Here is a 21,534-nt window from a genome sequence, read left to right as displayed (position 1 = left end):
TCGTCACAGGCGAAGTTTCGTCATTCCTGATGGCGGTGTGGGTGGGAAACCAGCTTCGAACTACGCCCTATAAGCATGCGACATATGGGGTTTATTCGGTCCGCCCAGCGCGCAGAAAGCATGGCGCTTTTTGCTGCCAACCCTCACACCCGGAGCGGTCAAGTCAGCGTGCACGCTTCCGGCACGCTTCGCCGGCATCAACGTACCGACAAGGCATCTCGCACTTCTCCAATAACATCGTCCCATTTTCCTAGCTCACGCTGCCGGAACAGACGCATTGACGGATACCATGGGCTATCGGTTCTATCGGCGAGCCATCTCCACTCCGAATAGGCGGGCAGCAGCACCCACACAGGCAGCCCAGCCGCGCCAGCAAGATGCGCAGTAGACGAATCCACTGTGATAAGCAGATCAAGCGTCTCGAGTATCGCAAGCGTGTCGGTAAAGTCCTCACTCAACGGACCCAAGATGTGCACGCTGAATTCGCCGGCGAGAGACTGACTCTCGTTCTCTGCGTCGTCTTTCTGGACTGAGAACCAGGTTATGGACGGCAGTTCGAACAACGGTCGCAGCACCTGCAGCCTGATGGACCGAAAACGGTCCGTAGCTGTATTCGGACTTCCCTTCCAGACCAAACCGACACGCCGTGCTTTCGCCACTACCGGACACTGAGCGCTCGCGTCAATGTAGGTGCGCCAATGTTCGCGCTTTTCTTGCGTTACCACGAGATAGGGCATCGCAACTGGAAGCATCGACACGTTCAGCTTCATATACTCCGGAATTCGCATCATATGAGACCAGTACTCGTATGGACCGCCTGGCACGTTTGGATACGAATAGACGGTTCTCACACTGGCCATGCTGGCAGCAACTCCAGCGATTGCTGGATCGACCAATACATCAACCGTTGCTCCCCGTTCGTTCAACCACTCAGTGAATCTAAGGAACTGTATCTGGTCGCCAAATCCCTGGTGTAGAACGTATAGGAATCGGCATCCCGCTAGCGGTTCACCGTTCCACTCGGGAAAGTCCGGACGAACCAATTGGCGACTAAGCGACGGATATGTGTAAAAAGATTTATGCCTCCGCCACCCTTCTTCAAAATCACCGAGAACAAGTTGAACACATGAGACAAAGTACTGCACACTCGTGCCCGCATTATCCGGCCAAAGACGCGCCGCTTCCATCGCGTACGGAAAACATTCTCTCGGCCGCCCGACCATCCACAATGCCCTTGCCGCGTTGTAGTTCAGCAAGGGATTTTGAGGATCAGTTTGTAATCCCTCTCTGGCAAGTCTCAGTCCATCGGTATAGCGGTCGTTTGAGTTCAATACGCCAGAGATAAATCCCAGCGCTTCCGCATCGTTGGGAAAGCGGCTACTCAATTGCCTTAGCGCTTCGTCTGTTTCTTCCTCGCGCTCCGCTCGCACCAAGGCCGTAATTAGATCAAGTCCGTCCTGCAAGCTCGCTGAGTTCGATCTCCATGCCCGCAATCTGTAGTCAGCTGCATCGTTGTACTTCCCTCGCTTTTCGCTGATCCTGGCAAGCGAGTGCAATGCGTGATGAAACCCCGGTTCTAACTCCAGCACTTTACTATAGTGTTCTGCCGCCTCTGAATCCCGCTCTGAAGCATGCAGGCAATCAGCGAGATTCCGATGAAGAGTCACGGTGCTTCCCAATGCCCGGATTGCACGACGATAGAAATCTTCTGCCACGAGCCAATCTTTGGACATCGCTGCGAGCAACCCGCATTGTTCCAGGATGTCTGCGCGCTCCGGAGCGGCCGACAATGCCCGGCTCAGGAATTCGCGTGCTCGCTCAGGCTGGCCGTTCAATAAGGATGCAAGTCCAGCACAGTGCAGAGCGTGCACATTCTGCGGTTGCAGGCACAAGACTCGTTCATATTCGCCGATAGCCTTCGACAGATTTTTTTCTGAGAAGAATGAGTTAGCACGGGCGATAAGAGTGTCTATGTTCGCAGGCGCGGGGCCGGAAATTGCGCAAGTGGTCGGTGGCACTCCCGTCGCGAACGACTCACGCTCCGAGGGAAGGAAGATGGACGTACTGGGAATATCCCCGCTCGTTTGCACGCTTCTTTTTCGCATGTTTCCAAGACGGCTTCTAAAAGAATTTCCCCTGTTTTATGCTTTTTTTGATGCAACCATTACGGCGGCAATCGCGATCCGGCCTTTCACGCCACTTCGGCGCATGTCATGTTTTGATTAGGAATACACCTAACCTTAATGAAAGATCCTAACTAGCAAGGTCAATTTAGACTATCGGGAATACCTAATTTTCCAAGGTGAAAAATCAGCAGTGCGCGTCAGAAATTTGGTATGTCGACGTCGGAACAAAGACGCCGATTCTTGAAGGGAAAATACGCATCCGCGAGGGCAGCCGGTACCTCTGCGGTACGCCGTGAACTCCGATTCACTCGCGCCGTTTGCTTTAAGACGCGTCCGATTTTCCGAAATAAGTAGCTATCGCGAAGGCAGGCACCCGTGGCACTTTATATTTTTTCGGAATTCTCGGATTTCAAAATATTTCAATCTCGTTGAAAGTGCTCCCGCCGCTATCGGCCAAACCAAGAAATTAAAGGAGCGACATGAAAGATTGGAATTCGCAAGGTAGCTTAGTAGGGACTTTATGTCGTCTGCTGGCGGTATTCACACTGCTGCTCGTCGCCTTCGGCGCGAACGCAGAAGGCGGAGACGGGATCTGCGCCGGGCTTTATGTGAAATCGGGGGCGATGCAAGGAACTTCAAGTTGTTTCGCGACCGCATGGGGCAATAGCCCTATCAACATGGGGAACCACTACTGCGTCAATGAGCCGTCACGGATCACCAATTGGTACGGGAATGCCACCAGACGACATGAGCGGCGATAACAGTTGCCCTGTGGCCGATCCGGTCTATGCGAGTTCAGGTGCAACGACAATCACGGAAGTCGATTTTCGCAGCGGTGACGACCGACCATTTGTGTTTAGTCGCACCTATCGCGCTCGGCCCGTTACGCGACCAGACTCCGGTTTGGGGTCACTTTGGGTTCACAACTGGCAACGTCAGCTAAATCTCGCGAACCTGAACAGCGTTCCGTCACGGATCACTGCATACCGCGCAAATGGCAATCCGGTAACGTTAACTAAGGTTTCTGGCGGATGGCGCTCCGTCGACGGAACGCCGCTGACTCTCACACAAGGCTCGTCTTCATGGAGACTTGATGACTTGACCAACGGTAGCAGTGAGACGTACTCCGCACAAGGCGTCCTGTTGTCCGTCACGGACCACGACGGGCGGGTTGCTACGCTCGCCTATAGCGATGCCAACACCGCAAGCAACGTAGCGCCCGCATCGGGCATGCTTATCGCCATTACCGACCATGCACCTGGCACAAACCCGTTTATCGATCTCACTATCCGCCTGTCCTATGACGCGAAATGGCGTATTACACAGATGGCGGACTCGACAGGGAACGTTACGCAATACGGTTACGACACTCACAACAATCTGGTTTCGGTAACTTGGCCGGATGGCGACATTCGACGTTACGTCTACGAGGATGAGCGCTTTACTGGCGCCCTGACCGGTGTTATTGATGAAGCAGGGTCGCGTATCGCGACCTGGACCTACGATGTCAACGGACGTGCGACGGCGGTAAGTCATCCAGATTCAACGCGAAATGTAGCGTTTATGTACGGCAACAATGCGACGACAGTTACCAGCAGGCAACGTGCGACCACTGTGAACTATTCCCCTATTGCGGGCATGTTACGCACGACTGGAAACGATGCGGGCTACAGCATGAGGTGGGACGCATTGGGCAATCTGATCAGTGACATCGCACCGTATGGGAAAAATGTCCAATACAAATATGACGAGGCCAATCGTCCCACTCAGGCATTTGCAAGTAATTCGTCGGGAAGCGTTGCGACGACATCGGTACGTTATGCAGATCCGACTAGTCTGCGTCCGTATATGGTTGCGTCACCCAGATGGCTCCGTACATATGTCTACGACGCGAACGGCAACCCGACAGGCATCAGCGAACGACCGACAACCGATTCGACAGGTGCGGAAGGATTTGACGCAAAGCTCGCTGACGGGCTAAGCCGCAGCTACGGGCTTGCTTACGACTCATCAAATCAACTATCGTTCGCTCAGTTGTACGAGAGCGGCCGGTTGACCGGTGAATGGTCGGTGACGCGCGATCAGACCGGAAATCTTCGCACGATCCTCGACAGAAAAACCGGCAACCTGCTTGGCATCAGACTGCGCGACGCGGCTCACAGGGCAATCTCGATCGTTGGTCCAGGTTTCACGGCGAATCCCTACTATGACGCTCGTGGCCGTCTTATCGGTTTTCAGTATTGGGAATCCGCAAGCCCTCTCAATGGCAACGTCCAGCGCGCGCTGAAAGTCAGCTATACCTTTGCGGCAAACGGTGCGTTGGTGGCACGCTCAGGCACTGTGTCGACAAATCTCGGCCCCGACGTCACCATCAGTAGTACCGAGATCGACAAGTGGCTCGCCAATTTCGAATCTGGAATAACTCCAGCAGGACCAGCCGTCAATCTGCTTGGCTGGGCAAAGACCCTTCAATTTTCCCAGGAACCGGCGCTCGAACCTGTATGCCCCGAGTGCGCGATCCTTGCAGGGTCCCGCTTTGCATGGCTTGTATTCCAGCTTGCCAAAGATCCGATGTGGGCGGCCAAGAATGGAATTCAGCATGCGACAGAGACGAAGCAATGCAAGCCAACCGGCGCTAACAATGCGGACGGGATCATTTTTAAGCGAGATCACTACATCAATCGCGCGGAGGTAGATAATCTCAACTTGGACAAAGCGGAAGGTATGGTAGCCGATGAGCTAAGCGAAATGCGCTCCGAGTTGTCCCTAGGACAAAATCAAATAGGACGCATAGAGGTCGATGGCCAACCCGTCCAGTGGCGAGCTTACGTGATGCCAAACGGCGACATTAGCGTCGGAACAATCTTTGTGATCAAGTGACATGAACCGTGAACTGACCGAAGGCGAAAAAGCGTTTATCCGTAACGTGGCAGAACGACTCGCCCCCATCGATGGAGCGCGGCTTACGAATGATCTGGAGAACGTGCGCGCCGAGTCCACCCTACCTGATGGCTCACTGATCCTGTTTCATCTTGAAGGCTACCAGCGGCCCAAGGAACGCGGCCAACATACCTATCCGTATGAAGGAACGTTGCGGGATGCGGACGGCACGGTGGTCGATGTTCTCCTGTTCGCAGATCCTGCGGATCGCCTGTTCCAATTGGAGTTCTTACGATGGGGCGATGGACCGCTGCAGGAGCCGGACTGGACGAAGCTAAAGATCGTACACGTCAGCGAAAGGGGAAGGTCGGCATAATCTTTCGCCGATAGAGAGGGACTTGCGATAGAAAAAGGCGTGATTGCTCGCGCCTTTTTCTTTATTGTTGTGGCGTGGCGCCTGCGAGGGAACGACGCGCAGCCGCTGCTTGCACCGCCTCAAAAGCTCACCAGAATCCTCACGCCCCCAGCAAAACCCCAGTCCGAACCGCTTTCACACCGGTCACACGACCCAGCGGAGCCCCGGCCGTCACAAAGCGGATCGCGCGGCGCATATAAAACACACCTTCGGTTTGACTACACAACGTAGTCGTCTCATCAGTCAGCGGATCGACAATATCGAACAACGGCTGCCCCACACGAATGCGATCGCCGATCGCCGCGTGATGAACCAGAATCCCACTGACCGGCGCATAGAACTGCTCGCTACCCGCGAGCGGCGTAGCCTGATACGGAAGCGCGGGCAACGCCTTCACATCGCCAGCCACGGCCTTGCGCCACACAAGATAATCCACCAGCGCGTCCGCATCCTGCTGCGCAACCGCATACGACACATCCCGCTGTCCGCGACACTCGACGGTCACCGCAACCGTGCCGTTCCCCACCGGCTTGTCGGCAGGCAACTCCTGCTGCAAGCGCCACCACAACAAGCTATGCGTCTCGTCGAAAGCACCGGCGCCCGAGTCCGTCGCGAGCAACGACGCCTCCGCACCCAGATAGCGCGCGAGCGGTTCGATAGCCGGCCACCCCGCCTCGCTCGTATAAACATGCATCGCCGCCTCGAGCGAACAATGCAGATCGATCACGACATCGGCATCGAAAGAAAGCTTCAGCAACGCCAATTGCAGCGAGTCGAACTCGGTCAAAGGCTTCTGCGCATCCAGTTGCTCGGCCATTAGCGAACGAAGCAACCGCAGATTCTCCACAGGATCCGAACCCAACACCTCTTTCGCCCGCTCGATCAATTTCGGGAACTGAAAAAAATGACGATTGAAGTTCTTCCCACTGCCCAGATCGAAGCGCCCCAGAAACTGCCCCAAAACATACTGGCTCAGCCCCACCGGATTCGCGACCGGCACGAGCACAATCTCCGACTTCAGCGCGCCCTGCTTTTCAAGCTCCAGCAACCGACGCTTGAGTAGAACCGTGGTCAGCATCGCAGGCGTCTCATCCGCATGCAGCGACGCGGAGATAAAAATCTTCTGCCCGCTATCCGTCGGCCCAAAATGAAAACTCACCAGCTCGCGTTGCGTGCCGACGGCGGGAGAAAGAAGCGGAATCGTTTGCCTGTTCATATCCGAGAGGTTTTTTTCTTGAGAAGACCGCAGGTACCAGGACATATCAGTTCCCGTACGGATCAAAATCGAAATACTTGTGTGCGATTTGCGCATACGTGCCGTCTTTCAGCATCGACGCAATCGCGGCATTGATCGACGCCTGCAACGCGCCCTCGTCCTTGCGCAAACCGATACCGGTGCCGCGGTCGCCCATCGCCAGAGGCTCGCCGACAAACGCAAAGCCCTTGCCCATCGGTGTCCGCAAAAAGCCGTAGTCGGCTTCGACGGAACCGAGCAACGCGCCGTCGAGGCGGCCGTTCACCAGATCCGCGAACACCTCGTCCTGACTCTTGTACGCGACGACATGCGCACCGCCCGGCACCCAATGCGTCTGCGCATAGCCTTCGAATTGCGTACCCGACTGCACGCCGATCTGCTTGCCGGCCAATGCGTTCAAGCCGGCCGCGAGCGGCGAGCCCTGACGCGCGATCAGCCGCGACTTGAACTGGAACAGCTTCGACGAGAACAGAATCTGCTGCTCGCGCTTCTCCGTGATCGCCATCGACGACATGATCGCGTCGATCTTGCGTGCCTGCAGCGCGGGGATCATCCCGGAGAACTCGAGCTCCACCCACTGGCAGCGCACATGAATGCGGCGGCAAATCTCGTTGCCGAGGTCGACATCGAAGCCCTTGACCGAGCCGTCCGGCGCTTTCGAATCCATCGGCGGATAGCTGGGGTCGATACCGAGGCGCAGCGTATCCGCATCGCGGGCGAACGCGCCGCCGCTGACCAGCAGCGCGGCGCACAAAATCATCAGCGAGATTTTCATGGGGGAATTCGAGTTGGAGTGGGGGACAGTGCAATGCCGATACTAAGTCGCCATTAGTGCATCGAAGAAGCCCCATTCGGACTATCATGATCACTTTTACTGATCGCCAGTCCGCTCGCCATGTCGTTGACGATTTCCCAACTCCGCGCGTTCACCGCGGTTGCCGAACACGGCAGCATCCATGCGGCGTCGCGCGCGCTCGGCATCGCGCAGAGCGGCATCACGCAGCAGTTGCAGAATCTCGAAGCGATGCTCGGCGCCACTTTATTCAACCGCATGAACCGCGGCATCGCGCTGACCGCGCTCGGCTAGCGTCCCAAGCGAGGCCCCTGCAATTCCCACAACACCATTTCGGCCATAAACCTCGCCACACAAGGGCTTCCGAATTGTTCAAGGCCGACCAAGTAGCTCTTGGCGGCTGCAGTGCAAAAGGCGGTGAAGCGGCTGAACTTGAGGTCGACAGGTCGAACTAGTTCAGAATCCATGAGCCATTCCTCACTCTTACTGAGCGCTCAAACGCATTCAGCATCGAAGCGCGAGGATTCAAGATACGCAAACGATCATTTATTTCATCCCACATGACTCTGAAATAAAAACCATCTTTTTCAATATATAGTTTCAAATTTCCACTTCCGGCAATATCGTTCCATTTTCTGCTCTCGTAATCAGACGGATTAATCTTGACCCCTCCATCTGGTAAATCGGTAGCAACAGCCCACTCGGTTCTGATACCACCATCCAGCGGCTTCGCCTCGCCTCCCCAACCCTTCATTTCATTAACCAGAAAGGCCACATTTCGGTGCAAATTTTCAGGCATGTACTCCTTATGAACAAACGTCGTCCGCTTGTCACTTCGAATCTTGGACAAATCAATTTCTCCGGATTCGCCGTGATTGATGAGCACCTGTCTTATTAGAAGATTGTCAGCTTCCGTAGGCGCATTGCTTGCCCCAATTGCAAGAAGGGCACCCATTTCATCCACATCAATCATTCTCAACGCGCCCTTCTGCAACCACTCATAAACATGGAGCGCTGGCATTGCCCCAGAACCTAAATCTGACTGGAATATATACCCCGCTCTCCTGCCGTTCTTCGTGGACCCGGCATGGAGCTCGTAGACGAACTTGTGCCCTAAAGGAGCATGATTAATCAGAAATATATAATTTTTGTCCAGATCCAAGCCATCCAGAATCGAGGAAAAATCCGCTCCCGCCGTGGATTCTATCTGCGTCCGTCTGATCTCCAGGCGGTCGAGCTTTATACTTTTCGACTGCCGTCGCTATCGCTCTTCGATATAGTTGCTCCTCTGGCGAAACGTCATTGTCGTTGCCAGACGGCGCAAAGCTATTCGAGAGTTCCCGGTAAAATAGTCCATTATCCATTTCGTGAGCAATGATGCCCTTTAACAAATCTCCGGACGCTTTGTCGATGTCTACCGCTCTCGAAACAAGTTCCGAGATATTTACATTGCTGCTTGAATTGGAGGGATTGAGCCCATTGCTCGGCTCTGACTCGGCTGAAATGTACCGACCCACTCGGCCATCGCCCAAATTCGTCATTAGCACGACAGCGAGCATGAGCGAACGCATTTGACTTGGCGGACCCGCGGTGCCACTGCTTGCGATGACCGATGCAAGGGTCAGCAAGGCGGGTACGGCTGTCGCAATGTCAAGAAGGTCGGTGGGAGGAGCATTGCTCATCGACTGTACGTCGCTCGCAATATTGGCGTCCTGCGGCTCGCTATTCGGGAGATAGGGTGTCTTTGTACTCTCCATGGAATTGTCGAAGGTGTCAGCCGTATGATTGAGGGCGTCTGTCCTTCCCTCGATTGACCCCTTGTTTGCTACGGTCTGCGCAAGGCGCCGTGCCAATCTCGCTTCTTGGGTTTTCTCTCTTTCAGCTCGTTCCTGACGTTACTGTCTCTGTCTTGCCTTCAGTTCCGGACTAAGAATCGTGAACCCGCGATCGTCAACAGGTTCGTCATCCCCTCCGGTTCTGGGAACCGCATTCACGATTGCTTGCAGGACTGCATATCCCTGCACTACGCGCTGCAGCTTCGAGATCATTCCCACCAGACCCTGACCGAGCGGAGTTTGAGGCGGTTCTACGTTATTCCGAAACAGAAACCCGTTTGGTGAAGATGCTTTATTCGTGGGGAAAAAATAGTCAATGAGCGGATTCAATATCTGCGGGCGAGCAAAATATCCGAAGTACGAAAAAAGGGCAACGATACCGATACACGTATAAACAAATTCCTGGTGATCGCCGCTCACGAATTCTGGAACCAGCATGCCCAGCATATCGTCGATATATTGCTTCGTAGTCTCGGCGATAGAAAATAAAAGGAACTCGGGGGAGAGTAGCTGATAAGGCAGCGCTAGTAGCGTCTGAATGAGACCGCCCAGCACGTCACCTCGGGTCAACACCGTCACGACCTGGTATACGGCGGCAGCGACAGACACAACAACGCCCGCCATTGGCCAGACCGTATTCAATGCTAGATATCCCCACTTTATCAATGCGCTGTGGGCTATCCACCCACTGAACTGACGCCCGGCATGAAAGAGAACGCGCTGAAATTCAGTTTGGCAAGCACGCTGGATAGGGGGAGGTTCGACGAGGGGTGTACGCCACCGAGCTTTTTTCTGCGAGCGAGGCATTTGATCCGAATCAGACGCTTCGTGCCTTCTCTTTCTGGCGCTTCGCGTTCCTCCGGTTGCTGAATCCTTTTCAGTTTGGCAAGCACGCTGGATAGGAGGAGGTTCGACGAGGGGTGTACGCCACCGAGCTTCTTTATGCGAACGAGGCATTTGATGCAGACTTGCCGCACCTGAATCAGCCGGTCCGGATTGCGTCCCAGGTTGCACCAGCCAGTCAGCGACGTCTGATTCATCAAAAAAGTCATCGGCATCCGTTTCATTCCGTGCGGCCGGTGATTCAGATACTTCCCCAAATCGTTCAGGGTTTTGAACAATGTAGTTTTTTATGGCATTGCGGAAGAATCTTGCTGCTTCCCCTTCCTGAACGCCATCTACGCCGCCGCCAAGGCCCGTAGTCTTCACTGATTCAGGCACTGGAGCCGGGCATGTCTTGCGTACCTTGCATGAACGCTGCGGCTTACTCCGTGAATCGCCGACGCTGTTGTTACCTACCAGCAGTAACGACTCAAGCTCTGGATGATTGAGAGCGTACTTTCGTATTTCCTTACGGAAGTAGTCGGAGGCGTCCTGTTCGTTAGCGGGAACGTTCCCCCCGAAGATATGCCTCACTGCATCAACATGCCTGGAGGCACGCAGCGCCGTCCAAATGGCGCTAAAGAAGCAGTTGCCATCGCTTTCAACCCAAACTCTTTTACCGTTTATCAGCGCCCAGTAGTGAGAACCGGCCACCTCGACATGCACGTCACCAATGCTGCACTCTGACTCGCCATAAGGCATGCTTGACAACCCGCTCCTCACGTGAAGCACCAACCCGCTCTCCTGCCAGCAGGGAAGTGCCGTTATCAGGTCGGGCATAGAATCTGCCAGATCGAAGTTCCACTCTCCATTGAGGCCGATACGTTCTACCTGCTCGGCCCACCTCGAGCTTGCGAAATCAGACGCTTCGTGCTTTCTCTTTTTGCCGCTTCGCGTTCTTTCGGTTGCGGAATCCTTCTCTGCATAGCCACGCATAACAAACCTCAATGAGTAGTTGTCAATGCGGAATCCTAAAGATTTATTCCTGACGAGAACATTCCGCCGTTAATTCCATGACTCGCGCAGAATTCTTGATATCGCGCGGAATTCGCGGATACGAAATTCCATGTCTACTATATTCGAAGCGAAAATCTTAAAGATGATCGCTGGATGACAACTCAGTCATCCAGCGATCATGGCGATTTCCGCATTCAGCGCGCCTGGAGCGCGGGAATCATCCCCGAGACCTCGAGTTCGACCCACTGGCAACGCGCATGGATGCGCCGGCAGATTTCCTATGCTGCCGCCGCGCCTCAAAGAAATCGCCAAAGTAATACTATGATCACTTTTACCGATCACAGAGATTCCTCATGTCGTTGACGATTTCCCAACTCCGCGCGTTCACCGCGGTTGCCGAACACGGCAGCATCCGCGCGGCGTCGCGCGCGCTCGGCATCGCGCAGAGCGGCATCACGCAGCAGTTGCAGAATCTCGAAGCGATGCTCGGCGCAACGCTGTTCACCCGCAGCAACCGCGGCATTGCGCTGACCGCGCTCGGGCAGCGACTTTTGCAGCGCGCCGGGACGATCCTCGGCGAATGCGAGCGCGCGGAGCAGGAAGTGCAGCAGTTGCACGGCGATTACGTGGGCGAAGTCACCTTCGGCATGACCACCGAGCCGCTGATCGAAGCGTTCGCGCCGGTGCTGATGGAGTTTCGCGCACGTTTTCCGCGGGTGATGGTGCACCTGCGCACCGGCACCTCGCGGATGATGGTTTCACGGATTCGCGAAGGCACGCTGGATTTCGCGGTCGCGCTGGTGGCGAAAAATGCGGACACGGCGGATTTGTCAGTGACGCCGTTATATCTGTCCGATCCGGTCGTGGTCTGTCGGCGCGGTCATCCCAAAGCGGAGGCGACCTCGCTCGCGCAGTTGACGGACTGCACGTGGGTCGCCACGCGCTCACCCAATCTCACCGACACGCCGCAAGCGAACCGTCTCAACATTTTCTTCGACAGTCACGGACTGCCGCCGCCGAAAATCATCGCAACGGTCGAAGGTCTGTACGAGACGCTGCATCTGGTCAGCGAGACGGATTGTCTGTCGCTGGAATCGTCAGTGGTGGCCAAACGCGGGCCGTTTGCGAATCTGCTGACGTCTATCCCGGTCCATCAACGGGTTGCGGAACAGAGCGTGTCGGTTCTGCAGCGCGCCGCCGTGCCGATCACGCCCGCCGCGCAGGAACTCGCGACAATGATCGCGTCCTACACGCGCACGGTGCGGGCGCGGTAAAACGCCGAGGCACTCAACTCAACTCGACGCCACTCCACTCCGCTACGCCCCGCGCGAATCCACGCAGGCCCGCGTTTCGAGCTCAATCAATTCGTCGACGGTTTGACGACGGCGGATCAAACGCGGCTTGCCCGCTTCGAGCAGCACCTCGGGCGCGAGCGGCCGGCTGTTGTAGTTCGATGACATCGACGCACCGTACGCACCGGCATCGTGAAACACGACGAAGTCGCCCACCTCAGGCGCCGGCATCGACCGGCTGGTGACCACGCCGCCGGCGGCTTGCGTGAACACGTCGCCGGCCTCGCACAACGGCCCGGCAACCGCGTAGGAATCGTGCGCGCTGTCTCGCGGCGAGCCGTCCGCTTTCACCACAGTCATCTCATGATGACTCCCGTAAAACGACGGCCGCACGAGATCGTTGAAACCCGCATCGACCAGCGCGAACTGTCGGCCCGGCCGAGGGTTCAGCGCATGCACCTCGGCGATCAGCACGCCCGATTCAGCAACCAGAAACCGCCCCGGCTCGATTTCGAGCCGAACGCTATGGCCGAGGTGCGCTTCGATCTGCCGCCGCGCCGCGTCCCACAGGCGGAAATAATGTTCGACGTCGATCCGCGGCTCGCCTTCGCGATACGGCACGGAAAGGCCGCCACCCGCCGAGATCGCCTCGATATCGTGTCCTGAACCTCTGACCGCATCGACCATCGCATCGCAAACGCGCGACAAATGCGAGTAGTCGACACCAGAGCCGATATGCATGTGCAAGCCGACCAGCTTCAGCCGATAGCGGCGCACCAAAGCCACGGCGAGCGCGAGGTCGTCGAGCCAGATGCCGTGCTTGCTCTGTTCGCCGCCGGTGTTGGTCTTGTTGCTGTGGCCGTGCCCGAAGCCCGGATTGATCCGCAGCCACACACGGTGGCCTTCGAGCGCATGCCGTCCCACACGTTCGAGCATATCCAGCGACCCCGCATTCACCGTCACGCCGTGTTCGATCACCGTCGCGAGCGTCGCATGGTCGATCAGATCGGCGGTGAAGACGACGCCCTCCGGATCGCCTTCGGGCGAGAAACCCGCCGCGAGACTGCGCGCGATTTCGCCGGCGGATACCGCGTCGACCATCACGCCTTCATCGCGCATCAGCGTCAGGATGTGCACGTTCGAACACGCTTTCTGCGCGTAGCGGATTACGTCGAAGCTGCGCAATTCGCCGATGCGTTGGCGAATCACATCGGCGTCGTACACCCAGAGCGGCGTGCCGTAATGCTGCGCGAGTGCGACGAGTCGTAGCGGATTGAAAGGGGTCACGGTTTTCGAGGCTCCATGTACAGGCTCGAACGGAATGATGCTGAAAACGGTTCATTCAGTAAAATACCTATTCTTCGAAACCCCATTCATTTCTGATATACGCACCATGGCGCTTACGCATCGGCATATCGAAGTCTTTCGCGCGCTGATGACGGCCGGCAGCGTCACCAAAGCGGCGGACTTGCTGTTCACCTCGCAGCCTACCGTCAGCCGCGAACTGGCGCGCATGGAGCAAAGCATCGGCTTCGTGCTGTTCGAACGTGTGCAGGGTCGGCTGCGTCCCACGATGTCGGCGTTGACGCTGTACGACGAGATCAAGCGCGCCTACATCGGACTCGAGCGGGTGGCGTCCACCGCGGCGAGCCTGCGCGAGTTTCAAGGCGGTCAGTTGTCGATCATCGCGTTGCCGGCGTTTTCGCATTCGATCCTGCCCGGTGCGGCAAAACACTTTCACGATGCTGAACCGGACGCGAGCCTCTCGATTGCGACGCAGGAGTCGCCGTTCCTCGAAGAATGGCTGACCGCGCAGCGCTACGACCTCGGCCTGACCGAACACGGCGCGCCGCCGGCCGGCACGCGCCTGACGCCTTTGCTCGAAGTGGATGAAGTCTGCGTGTTGCCCGACGCGCATCCGCTGCTCGCAAAGCGCGTGATTGAGTTGAAGGATTTCGCGAATCAGCCTTTCATCAGCCTGTCGTCGAACGATCCGTACCGGATTCAGATCGATGCAGCGTTCGCGCAAGCGGGCATTGCGCGCCGCCAGGTCATCGAGACGCCCACTGCCGTTTCAGTATGCAGTTGCGTTCGGCAGGGACTCGGCGTGGCGATCGTCAACCCGCTCACCGCGCTCGATTTCGCCGGCCGCCATCTGCATATCCGGCCGCTTGCCATGTCGTTTCCGTTTCGCGTCAGTGTGGTGCATCCGGAGCATCGTCCGAGCCATCCGCTGGCCGGCGCGTTCGTCTGCGCACTGCAAAGCGAGGCGAGCGCGCTGCGGCTACAATTGAAAAATCACACCCGGCGCAAGCAACCCTGAAGCATCCGTTGCCTGACCGGCGTCACGTGCAAAACAGCACGATTGCGCGCCGCGCGAACCCTCGCCGGCATCGCCGAAATTGCCGGGCACGCTTCGAGCTAAGCACACCACGTATCCAGCAGTCATCCGATTGCCCGACGCTTGCGACCTCCGCGTCGCCTCGCGTCCCTTCATGCCGTAGACCCATCAACAGGAGTTTCGCAAATGATGAATCGAGACAACCCCGTGTGGCTGATTACTGGCTGTTCGACCGGCTTCGGCCGCGAACTGGCGAAGCTGGTGCTGGAGCGTGGCTGGCGCGCGGTGGTGACGGCGCGCGATCCGTCGAAGGTGGCGGATATCGCCGCCGAACATGGCGACCGCGCACTCGTTCTGCCGCTCGACGTGACGAACCCCCAGCAAATCGAAGCGGCCGTCGCGCAAACCAAACAACGCTTCGGCCGTATCGACGCACTCGTGAACAACGCGGGTTACGGCTATCTGGCCGCGGTCGAGGAAGGCGAGGACGACGAAGTCCGCGCGATGTTCGAGACCAACGTGTTCGGTCTCGTCGACATCACGAAAGCCGTGCTGCCGATCATGCGCGCGCAGCATAGCGGGTTGATCGTGAACGTGTCGTCGATCGGCGGTCTCACGAGCTTCGCGGCCACCGGCTATTACCACGCGACCAAATATGCGGTGGAGGGCCTGTCGGAATCGCTCGCGACCGAAGTGAAGCCGCTCGGCATCGACGTGTTGATCGTCGAGCCGGGTCCGTTCCGTACGAACTGGGCGGGTCCGTCGATCAAACAATCGGCGACGGTGATCGACGACTACGCGTCCACCGCCGGCGAGCGCCGCAAGCAGACCGAAGCGCGCAGCGGCAAACAGGCAGGCGATCCGGTGCGGGCAGCGCAGGCGATCATCGACGCGGCGCTGTCGGATAATCCGCCGCTGCGTCTGTTGCTCGGCAAGGCCGCGCTTCAGTTGGCGCGAACGAAGCTGGACTTTTTGCGCGGCGATTTCGACGCGTGGGAAGCGACGACGGTCGGCGCGGATTTTCCGGAAGGAGCGGGTTAAACACGCTGAAACGCGTTGAACGCGTTGGCGGGTCGCGCGTTGGAAGGGCCGCTTCATGCGGCCCGCAACCCGCGTGAAAAGCAGCGCTTAAAACTCGACCAGCGCGAAATCTTCCTTACCTACGTCGCACAACGGACAACGCCAGTCGGCCGGCACATCGGCCCAGCGCGTGCCGGGTGCGATGCCTTCTTCCGGCAGGCCGGCGGCTTCGTCGTAGATCCAGCCACAGATCACGCAGACCCATTGCTTGAAGTCGTCCGCCAGCGCGGCATGCTCCGACGCCGCGCCGGGCACGTCGGCCGGTTGCGCGGCAGCCGCTCGGGTTTCATCGAGACTCACCACCAGCGGCGCGACTGTCCCCCCGTCACTCTCGGCAAGACGCGCCTGCAAGCTTTCCAGCAGACGTTGCGCTTCGGCCTGCGTCAAGTCGATCCAGTACGGGTCGCCGGCGCCGTCGTTGAGCCGCTCGGGAGAGAACTGGATTTCTACGGCTACGCCCTTCTTGTACATGGCAATCGGAATATCGATGAAACCGGCGCCCAGCGCCGGCATTGAATCGGAGCGGCGAAGCGACGCTCCGCGGAGGAGGGATCAGACCAACTGGTTCAGCACGATCGCGGCGATCAGGCCGGCAGCGCCGATGAGGCCTAGCAGTTGCAGCAGCGTGAGGGACTTGCGGGAGGCGGCGGGGATCTGTTGCGTAGTCACGGATGTTCTTGAAAGTCGGAAAAAGCGAAATGGTACACGGATCGAAAGTCGGCGAATGTCGATTTTCGCAAACTCCGTGCGCGTCGGCCGACATTATCGCTGCTTCAACCGCGTCCATTCCCGACTCTGGGAAGATGCACTCATTCCCTACGAGGTGGAAACCATCGCGGCCACGCCAAACTCGTGAATACCCTCGGCGACAGCCGCGACGATCGCATCGATCGCGGTTGGCTCGAGCGTGAGTCCGATATGCCCGACGCCCGGCACGATCGTGACCGGCACGACACGCCCCGCGTGCGAAAAGACCGGCGCGAACGTCTCAGGGTAGAACAGTTCGTCTTCGCCTCCCACCAGCACTTCGACCGGTTGCCGCATCGCGCGGACATCCGCGCGGTAGTCGTCGTGCGGCCGGAAATTCTGCATCAGACTGTACGAATACTGCGGCGTGAGTTTTGCCGCGGCTTCCGGCGACAACGCATAGGCAATCGTCGGCAGATGATTGAACGCCGTGATGCGCAGCTTGTTCAACATCACCAGCACGATCGTTCGCGGCAAGCCGACATGCGCCCATCCGCCGAGCCCTTTGCGCGTTGCCGGGGCGTCCTGGTGCAGGAACGGCGCAAGCAAGACATAGCGATCGAACGCGAGTTGCCGCGAATCGCCGGCAAAGCGAAGCGCAAATCCGCCACCCGCGGAAAAACCAGCCAGTGTGCGCGGCCCAGCCGGTTGAACGGCATCGAGAAAGTCGCTCAGGTCGTCTTCGAGTTGCCCGATATACGCGATCACGCCTTTCGAACCCGACTCGCCATGGCCGCGCATGTCGGGCACGTAGACGTCGTAACCCGCTGCTGCAAGCGCCCTTGCCAGTGAGTGCATGCTCACACCGGTAGCCGACGAACCGTGGATCAGCACCACGCTGCCCCGTGCGCGCCCACGACGGCCAGGATAGCGGCGATACGCGAGCGGCGTGTCGTCGCGTGCGGTATAGCGTTCGAGCGGAGGCAAATCAGAAGTATCGACAGACCTGAAGGGCTCATTGACCGACGCCAACGGCGGCGGCTGTGTCGGGCCGCCCTTCACGAGCGCCAGCGCCATCCCGGCCAGACCCACGCACAACAGCACGACCAGCATGACGATATGCAGTTCGGTACTCATCGAATGAGCCTCTCAGGCAATTATGATTTTGAATTGGCCGATCGATGAGCCCGCGCTTCGCGCGTGTCGTTATATGCCGGCGCCGCCGGTCCGCTACCCATCGTCGCCGATGATTGTACGGTCCCGCGCGGCGCGGAGAAAATCGAATACCCGCTATATCAGCTTTTCGCCAGCGGATTGCCCTGGCGCGAATCCCAGAAACGGATCACCGCTGAGTCGCCCGTGCCGGCACCCACCACCTGATCCGGCGCGCCGCCTTCGCGCAGCAACGCGCGCAGTTCGTTGATCACCGGAAACACCTCGTGATTCCAGTCCGCGCCTTGCGAATCGTGCGCGCGCTGTTCAGCCTCGACGATCTCGCGGTCTTCCTTGAAGATGCGTTCGGTGAACCACACCAGCAGCGGCCACGCCAGATTCAGCACACCCGGAATGCCCGGCTTGCGAATCGACAGCAGCCCGAACGTGCGATTGGTGCGCTGCTCGCGATCGAGCGGCACATAGACGATCCACAGGTCCATCACCAGCGTCTGCTCGGACGTGCGAATCTGCAGCGTCTGATACGGATACTCGGTGCGGATCGTCATCACGTCCTTGTCGTTGTCGCCGCCGGTTTTGCGGCTCTGGCCGAACACGATCGCTTCGCCGATCGGCTGCTGGCCGGCCATGCGCGCAAACGTGTAGTCGACTTCGACCCAGTTTTCACCGCGCCGCCGACCCACCGAGCGCGCCCGCATCTGCCCCATCTGCCGGCGATGCAGAAACTGATGGTTCATGTCCATCAGGTTCTCGTGCATGAACGAGTAATGGCAATTGACCGGACGGCCGAAGCGGCGCGTCTTGTACTTCTTGTCCGAGACCGAACCGAGCGCGGGCAGCGGCCGTTCGTCGGCGAGCGCGGGGTCGCCCGGAAACACGAAAATCAGTCCTTCGACTTCGCGGCACGGGTAAGAACGCACGCCATTGGGCAGACGATCGCGGCCGAGATACGGCACGTCGATACACTTGCCCGAACAGTCGTAGGTCCAGCCGTGATAGCCGCAGCGAATCGACTCGCCTTCCACCACGCCCTGATGCAACGGCACCTGACGATGCGCGCAACGGTCTTCCAGCGCGAACGCCTTGCCGGAATCCGTGCGCGCCAGCACGATCGGCTCACCCGCGAACGTCACGCCATGCGTCTTGCCGCGCTTCACTTCATGCGACCACGCAAGCGGATACCAGTAGTCAGGGTGAATACCGACACGGCGCAGGTCGCGCACCGGCGCGCCGCTGGCGTGAGACGGAGCATGAGCATTGAAGGACGCCGAAGCGGTTGTCTGTGCCGCCGCGGCAGCCGGCGAGCCAGCAGCGGGCGCATCGACAGTATCTTGTTCGAGCGGGGGAACAGCATGCATAGGGGGAGCCTCCGTGCACGAGCGGATAGAAGGTCGCCGCCCTGCAAATCGAGGCCGGCATGGTCGAACAGTCTACTAGAACCCGAAGCACCCGGGTTCCGCAGTCTGCACGGCCCTGCCTGTTGCGACGCGTTGCGCCGCCTTTCACTGCATGTTTCGGAGGAGCTGCCGGTCGCTAGGCCTCGTCGGTCGTGACCAGTGCGGAGCGGCGTTGCACGCCCCAGGTCCGTCCGCCGCTCAGGAATTGCAACCAGCCGAGCAGCGCGCCAACGTGACGCACGAGCTGGAACGTGAAAGGCTCGGCGACCGCCGCCAGCATCGCCATCCACAAGCTCGAGCCGGCGTGTTTGCCGGTCCAGCGCCGGTACAGATGAATGCTCCACAGATAGAACGCGAGATCGATCGCCGTCTTCGCGCCGATCACGCTGAAGATCGAGATCACGATCCCGCCATGTCCGCCGAACAGAAAGCCGAGCAGCAGCGCGAACGCGGTGAGGCCGTAGATCGGCTGCATCGTGTCGATCGCCTTGACCGGCAGCATCAGCATGCCGAGCGTGCCGTAGCGCGGGTTGCCGGTCATGTCGCGGTTCCAGTACTGCGTTTGCAGGAAGCCCGCGAACCAGCGGCGCCGTTGCCGCAGGAAGCTGCTGAGGTTGGCGGGCGCGTCGGTGTACGCGTGCGCATCGCCGACCACCCGCACGTCCCAGCCGAGGCCGTGGTCCACCGAATAACGGCGCAGGCGGTGAATCAGTTCGTAGTCTTCGACCAGACATTGCGGGTCGAAGCCGCCCACGTCGACCAGCGCGTCGCGCCGGAACGATGCGAAAGCGCCCGAGATCAGCAGCAGGCTGTCGGCGCGCATCCACGCAAAGCGGGCGATGAAGTTGCGCATGTACTCGTAGGTCTGGAACCACTGGAACACGCGGCCCGATACCGTTTTACCGCACAGCGGCACAAGGATGCCGGCGGCGGCCACCAGCTTCGGCTCGTTCGCGAAGGCCGCGCGCATCGCGTAGGTGGCGTCGTCGTCGAGCAGCGTGTCGGCGTCGACGGTCATCACCGTCTCGGTCGTCATCACCGTGATTGCGGCGTTCAGCGCGCGCGCCTTGCCGCCGTGCGGCACGCGCAGCCAGTAGAGATTCGGATAGAGCGAACTCGGCGCGCTCAGCACGCCTTCAGCGGCAGCCGTGAGGCCGAAGCGTTCGGTCAGCAGTTCGCGGGTGTTGTCGCTCGAACCGTCGTCGGCGATCACGATCTGCGCCGGGCCATGAACCTGGCGCAGCAGCGCGGCGAGCGTGACCGGCAACACCGACGCCTCGTTATGCGACGCGACGATCACGCCCATGCTCGGCAAAGCGCGCCGGTCGTGATCGGGATCGAGCGGCGGCGTGCGGCGCATCAGCGGCAGCGCTTTCCATGTGACGAACGCGAGCAGCACGGTGTCGTACAGCACATAGACGATGCCCGTCGACCACGCCAGCGCGCCCTTCAGAAAGAAGGCGCGCGCAAACAGCAGCAGCCACAACACGACCACGCTCAGATGGATCAGCGTGCTGAGCGACGTCGTGGGACGCGGCAGGATGCGCGGCGAGGCGAGTGCGAGCGCCTGTTCGAGAGTTTTCTTCAAGATGACTGCGGGTCCGTCGGTGCTACGGTTGATGAGTGAAAAGCAAAGTGGCAGGCGTCGTGCCGATGCTCAGGGCATCATGCGTTTCAGAACCGATTGACGATCGATCCATTGATGTTTCAGCGCGCCGCCGATATGCATCGCCAGCAGCGCGTACAGTGCGTAGCCGAGCCACGTATGCAAGGTGCCGAAGCGGCTGTGCAGCGTTTCCTTGAGCGCGGGATCGAGCGACGTCACGAAGCCGATGCGCGGCCACGGCACCAGGTTGAACAGATGCATCGGATGCGTGGCAGCGCCTTTCCATGCCGAGTCGTGCAGCCAACCGGAGAGCGGCAGCGCAATCATCAGCAGATACAGCAGGAAGTGCGCGAAGTGGGCCGCGATTTTTTCCCACGACGGAAACTCGCGCGGCAACGGCGGCGGCTTGTGCGACACGCGCCACAAGATGCGCAGCAGCGCGAGGCCGAGCACCGTGATGCCGATCGACTTATGGGTATCGACAACCGGCCGGACCCAGTCGTCAGGCCAGGACTCGGCGGTGAGTCCGAGCACCACGTTGCCGATGATCAGCAGCGCGATCAGCCAGTGCAGCACGACTGCCGTGCGGGTGTAGCGCGCCGACGGCGCGGCGGTCGAATCGGTCAGAGAATTGGCGTGGGTATTCATGGGTCGGTCCGTCCGCGAATCCAGTGGGAGCGAAAGCTTGATGAAATTTTCGCCATGACGAATCCGGCATGGCGGCGTGTGGGGGTTGCCTGGATTGAATAACGCCTTAGTGTGACGCTTTATTCCGTCGGGCGCTTAATAGAGTGTTTCGTTTTATTTCACTTCGG

18 protein-coding genes and 2 pseudogenes are annotated in these 21,534 nt (G+C 58.8%); 7 read left to right on the top strand and 13 right to left on the bottom strand.

All coding sequences use genetic code 11. The features are described 5' to 3' along the window. Positions 1 to 197: 197 nt before the first annotated feature. Positions 198 to 2,105, bottom strand: a complete 1,908-nt coding sequence (locus tag PQQ51_RS29005; RefSeq protein ID WP_408500631.1) for a tetratricopeptide repeat protein — start codon at positions 2,103 to 2,105, stop codon at positions 198 to 200. Between the two features lie 500 nt (positions 2,106 to 2,605). On the opposite strand from PQQ51_RS29005, the gene PQQ51_RS29000 reads away from it, so the two are divergent. Genes PQQ51_RS29000 through PQQ51_RS28990 form a run of 3 tightly spaced genes read left to right on the top strand, consistent with a single transcriptional unit; the run spans position 2,606 to position 5,382 of the window. Continuing rightward, entirely contained in the window at positions 2,606 to 2,887 is a 282-nt protein-coding gene (locus PQQ51_RS29000; RefSeq protein ID WP_408500630.1) for a hypothetical protein, read from the top strand. Continuing rightward, positions 2,874 to 5,006 carry a DUF6531 domain-containing protein gene (locus tag PQQ51_RS28995; protein ID WP_408500629.1) on the top strand — a complete coding sequence of 711 codons (2,133 nt, stop codon included), beginning with the start codon at positions 2,874 to 2,876 and terminating at the stop codon, positions 5,004 to 5,006. Before PQQ51_RS29000 ends, PQQ51_RS28995 begins: the two co-directional genes overlap by 14 nt. Before the next feature lies 1 nt (position 5,007). Beyond that, positions 5,008 to 5,382 (top strand): DUF6984 family protein, encoded by a 375-nt coding sequence (locus tag PQQ51_RS28990; RefSeq protein ID WP_408500628.1) that lies wholly within the window; start codon positions 5,008 to 5,010, stop codon positions 5,380 to 5,382. A 139-nt stretch (positions 5,383 to 5,521) separates the two neighbouring features. Here the strand turns inward: PQQ51_RS28990 and PQQ51_RS28985 are convergent, their stop codons facing one another. Beyond that, a complete protein-coding gene (locus PQQ51_RS28985) occupies positions 5,522 to 6,637 on the bottom strand; it encodes a succinylglutamate desuccinylase/aspartoacylase family protein (protein WP_408500627.1) in 1,116 nt (371 codons plus the stop codon). Between the two features lie 46 nt (positions 6,638 to 6,683). Continuing rightward, entirely contained in the window at positions 6,684 to 7,451 is a 768-nt protein-coding gene (locus PQQ51_RS28980) for a transporter substrate-binding domain-containing protein (protein ID WP_408500626.1), read from the bottom strand. 120 nt (positions 7,452 to 7,571) lie between these two features. Between PQQ51_RS28980 and PQQ51_RS28975 the strand changes: the two are divergent. Then, positions 7,572 to 7,760: pseudogene (locus PQQ51_RS28975) on the top strand (LysR family transcriptional regulator); the annotation flags it as partial. Between the two features lie 160 nt (positions 7,761 to 7,920). Here the strand turns inward: PQQ51_RS28975 and PQQ51_RS28970 are convergent. From PQQ51_RS28970 to PQQ51_RS28955, 4 genes and pseudogenes are all read right to left on the bottom strand, one after another. Continuing rightward, positions 7,921 to 8,676 carry a cycle-inhibiting factor gene (locus PQQ51_RS28970; RefSeq protein ID WP_408500633.1) on the bottom strand — a complete coding sequence of 252 codons (756 nt, stop codon included), beginning with the start codon at positions 8,674 to 8,676 and terminating at the stop codon, positions 7,921 to 7,923. Continuing rightward, complete coding sequence (locus tag PQQ51_RS28965) at positions 8,597 to 9,226, bottom strand: hypothetical protein (protein ID WP_408500625.1); 630 nt, start codon at positions 9,224 to 9,226, stop codon at positions 8,597 to 8,599. The genes PQQ51_RS28970 and PQQ51_RS28965 overlap by 80 nt, the downstream gene beginning before the upstream one ends. 138 nt (positions 9,227 to 9,364) lie before the next feature. Continuing rightward, on the bottom strand, positions 9,365 to 11,122 hold the full coding sequence (locus tag PQQ51_RS28960; RefSeq protein ID WP_408500624.1) for an OTU domain-containing protein: 1,758 nt from the start codon (positions 11,120 to 11,122) through the stop codon (positions 9,365 to 9,367). A gap of 218 nt (positions 11,123 to 11,340) precedes the next feature. Next, positions 11,341 to 11,421: pseudogene (locus PQQ51_RS28955) on the bottom strand (ABC transporter substrate-binding protein); the annotation flags it as partial. A 75-nt stretch (positions 11,422 to 11,496) separates the two neighbouring features. Here PQQ51_RS28955 and PQQ51_RS28950 point away from each other — a divergent pair. Then, positions 11,497 to 12,417, top strand: a complete 921-nt coding sequence (locus tag PQQ51_RS28950; protein WP_408500623.1) for a LysR substrate-binding domain-containing protein — start codon at positions 11,497 to 11,499, stop codon at positions 12,415 to 12,417. A 42-nt stretch (positions 12,418 to 12,459) separates the two neighbouring features. Here the strand turns inward: PQQ51_RS28950 and lysA are convergent, their stop codons facing one another. Beyond that, positions 12,460 to 13,722 (bottom strand): diaminopimelate decarboxylase, encoded by a 1,263-nt coding sequence (gene lysA / locus PQQ51_RS28945; protein ID WP_408500622.1) that lies wholly within the window; start codon positions 13,720 to 13,722, stop codon positions 12,460 to 12,462. A gap of 106 nt (positions 13,723 to 13,828) precedes the next feature. Between lysA and PQQ51_RS28940 the strand changes: the two genes are divergently transcribed. Beyond that, entirely contained in the window at positions 13,829 to 14,758 is a 930-nt protein-coding gene (locus PQQ51_RS28940) for a LysR family transcriptional regulator (RefSeq protein WP_408500621.1), read from the top strand. Positions 14,759 to 14,962: 204 nt separating this feature from the next. Continuing rightward, entirely contained in the window at positions 14,963 to 15,817 is an 855-nt protein-coding gene (locus tag PQQ51_RS28935; RefSeq protein ID WP_408500620.1) for an oxidoreductase, read from the top strand. 87 nt (positions 15,818 to 15,904) lie between these two features. Here the strand turns inward: PQQ51_RS28935 and PQQ51_RS28930 are convergent, their stop codons facing one another. The 5 genes from PQQ51_RS28930 to PQQ51_RS28910 form a co-directional block, all read right to left on the bottom strand. Continuing rightward, positions 15,905 to 16,327 (bottom strand): rubredoxin, encoded by a 423-nt coding sequence (locus PQQ51_RS28930; protein ID WP_408500632.1) that lies wholly within the window; start codon positions 16,325 to 16,327, stop codon positions 15,905 to 15,907. Between the two features lie 345 nt (positions 16,328 to 16,672). Continuing rightward, the gene (locus tag PQQ51_RS28925) at positions 16,673 to 17,680 is read right to left on the bottom strand and encodes an alpha/beta fold hydrolase (protein WP_408500619.1); all 1,008 of its coding nucleotides are present in this window, start codon (positions 17,678 to 17,680) and stop codon (positions 16,673 to 16,675) included. A gap of 158 nt (positions 17,681 to 17,838) precedes the next feature. Next, positions 17,839 to 19,074 carry a Rieske 2Fe-2S domain-containing protein gene (locus PQQ51_RS28920; protein ID WP_408500618.1) on the bottom strand — a complete coding sequence of 412 codons (1,236 nt, stop codon included), beginning with the start codon at positions 19,072 to 19,074 and terminating at the stop codon, positions 17,839 to 17,841. Between the two features lie 175 nt (positions 19,075 to 19,249). Further along, on the bottom strand, positions 19,250 to 20,701 hold the full coding sequence (locus PQQ51_RS28915; protein ID WP_408500617.1) for a glycosyltransferase family 2 protein: 1,452 nt from the start codon (positions 20,699 to 20,701) through the stop codon (positions 19,250 to 19,252). A 69-nt stretch (positions 20,702 to 20,770) separates the two neighbouring features. After that, entirely contained in the window at positions 20,771 to 21,367 is a 597-nt protein-coding gene (locus PQQ51_RS28910) for a cytochrome b (protein WP_408500616.1), read from the bottom strand. Between the last annotated feature and the right edge of the window lie 167 nt (positions 21,368 to 21,534).

Origin of the sequence: Paraburkholderia xenovorans, assembly GCF_046030735.1 — a bacterium.
Taxonomy (GTDB): Bacteria; Pseudomonadota; Gammaproteobacteria; order Burkholderiales; family Burkholderiaceae; genus Paraburkholderia; species Paraburkholderia xenovorans_A.
This window is presented reverse-complemented; position numbering and strand designations above follow the sequence as displayed.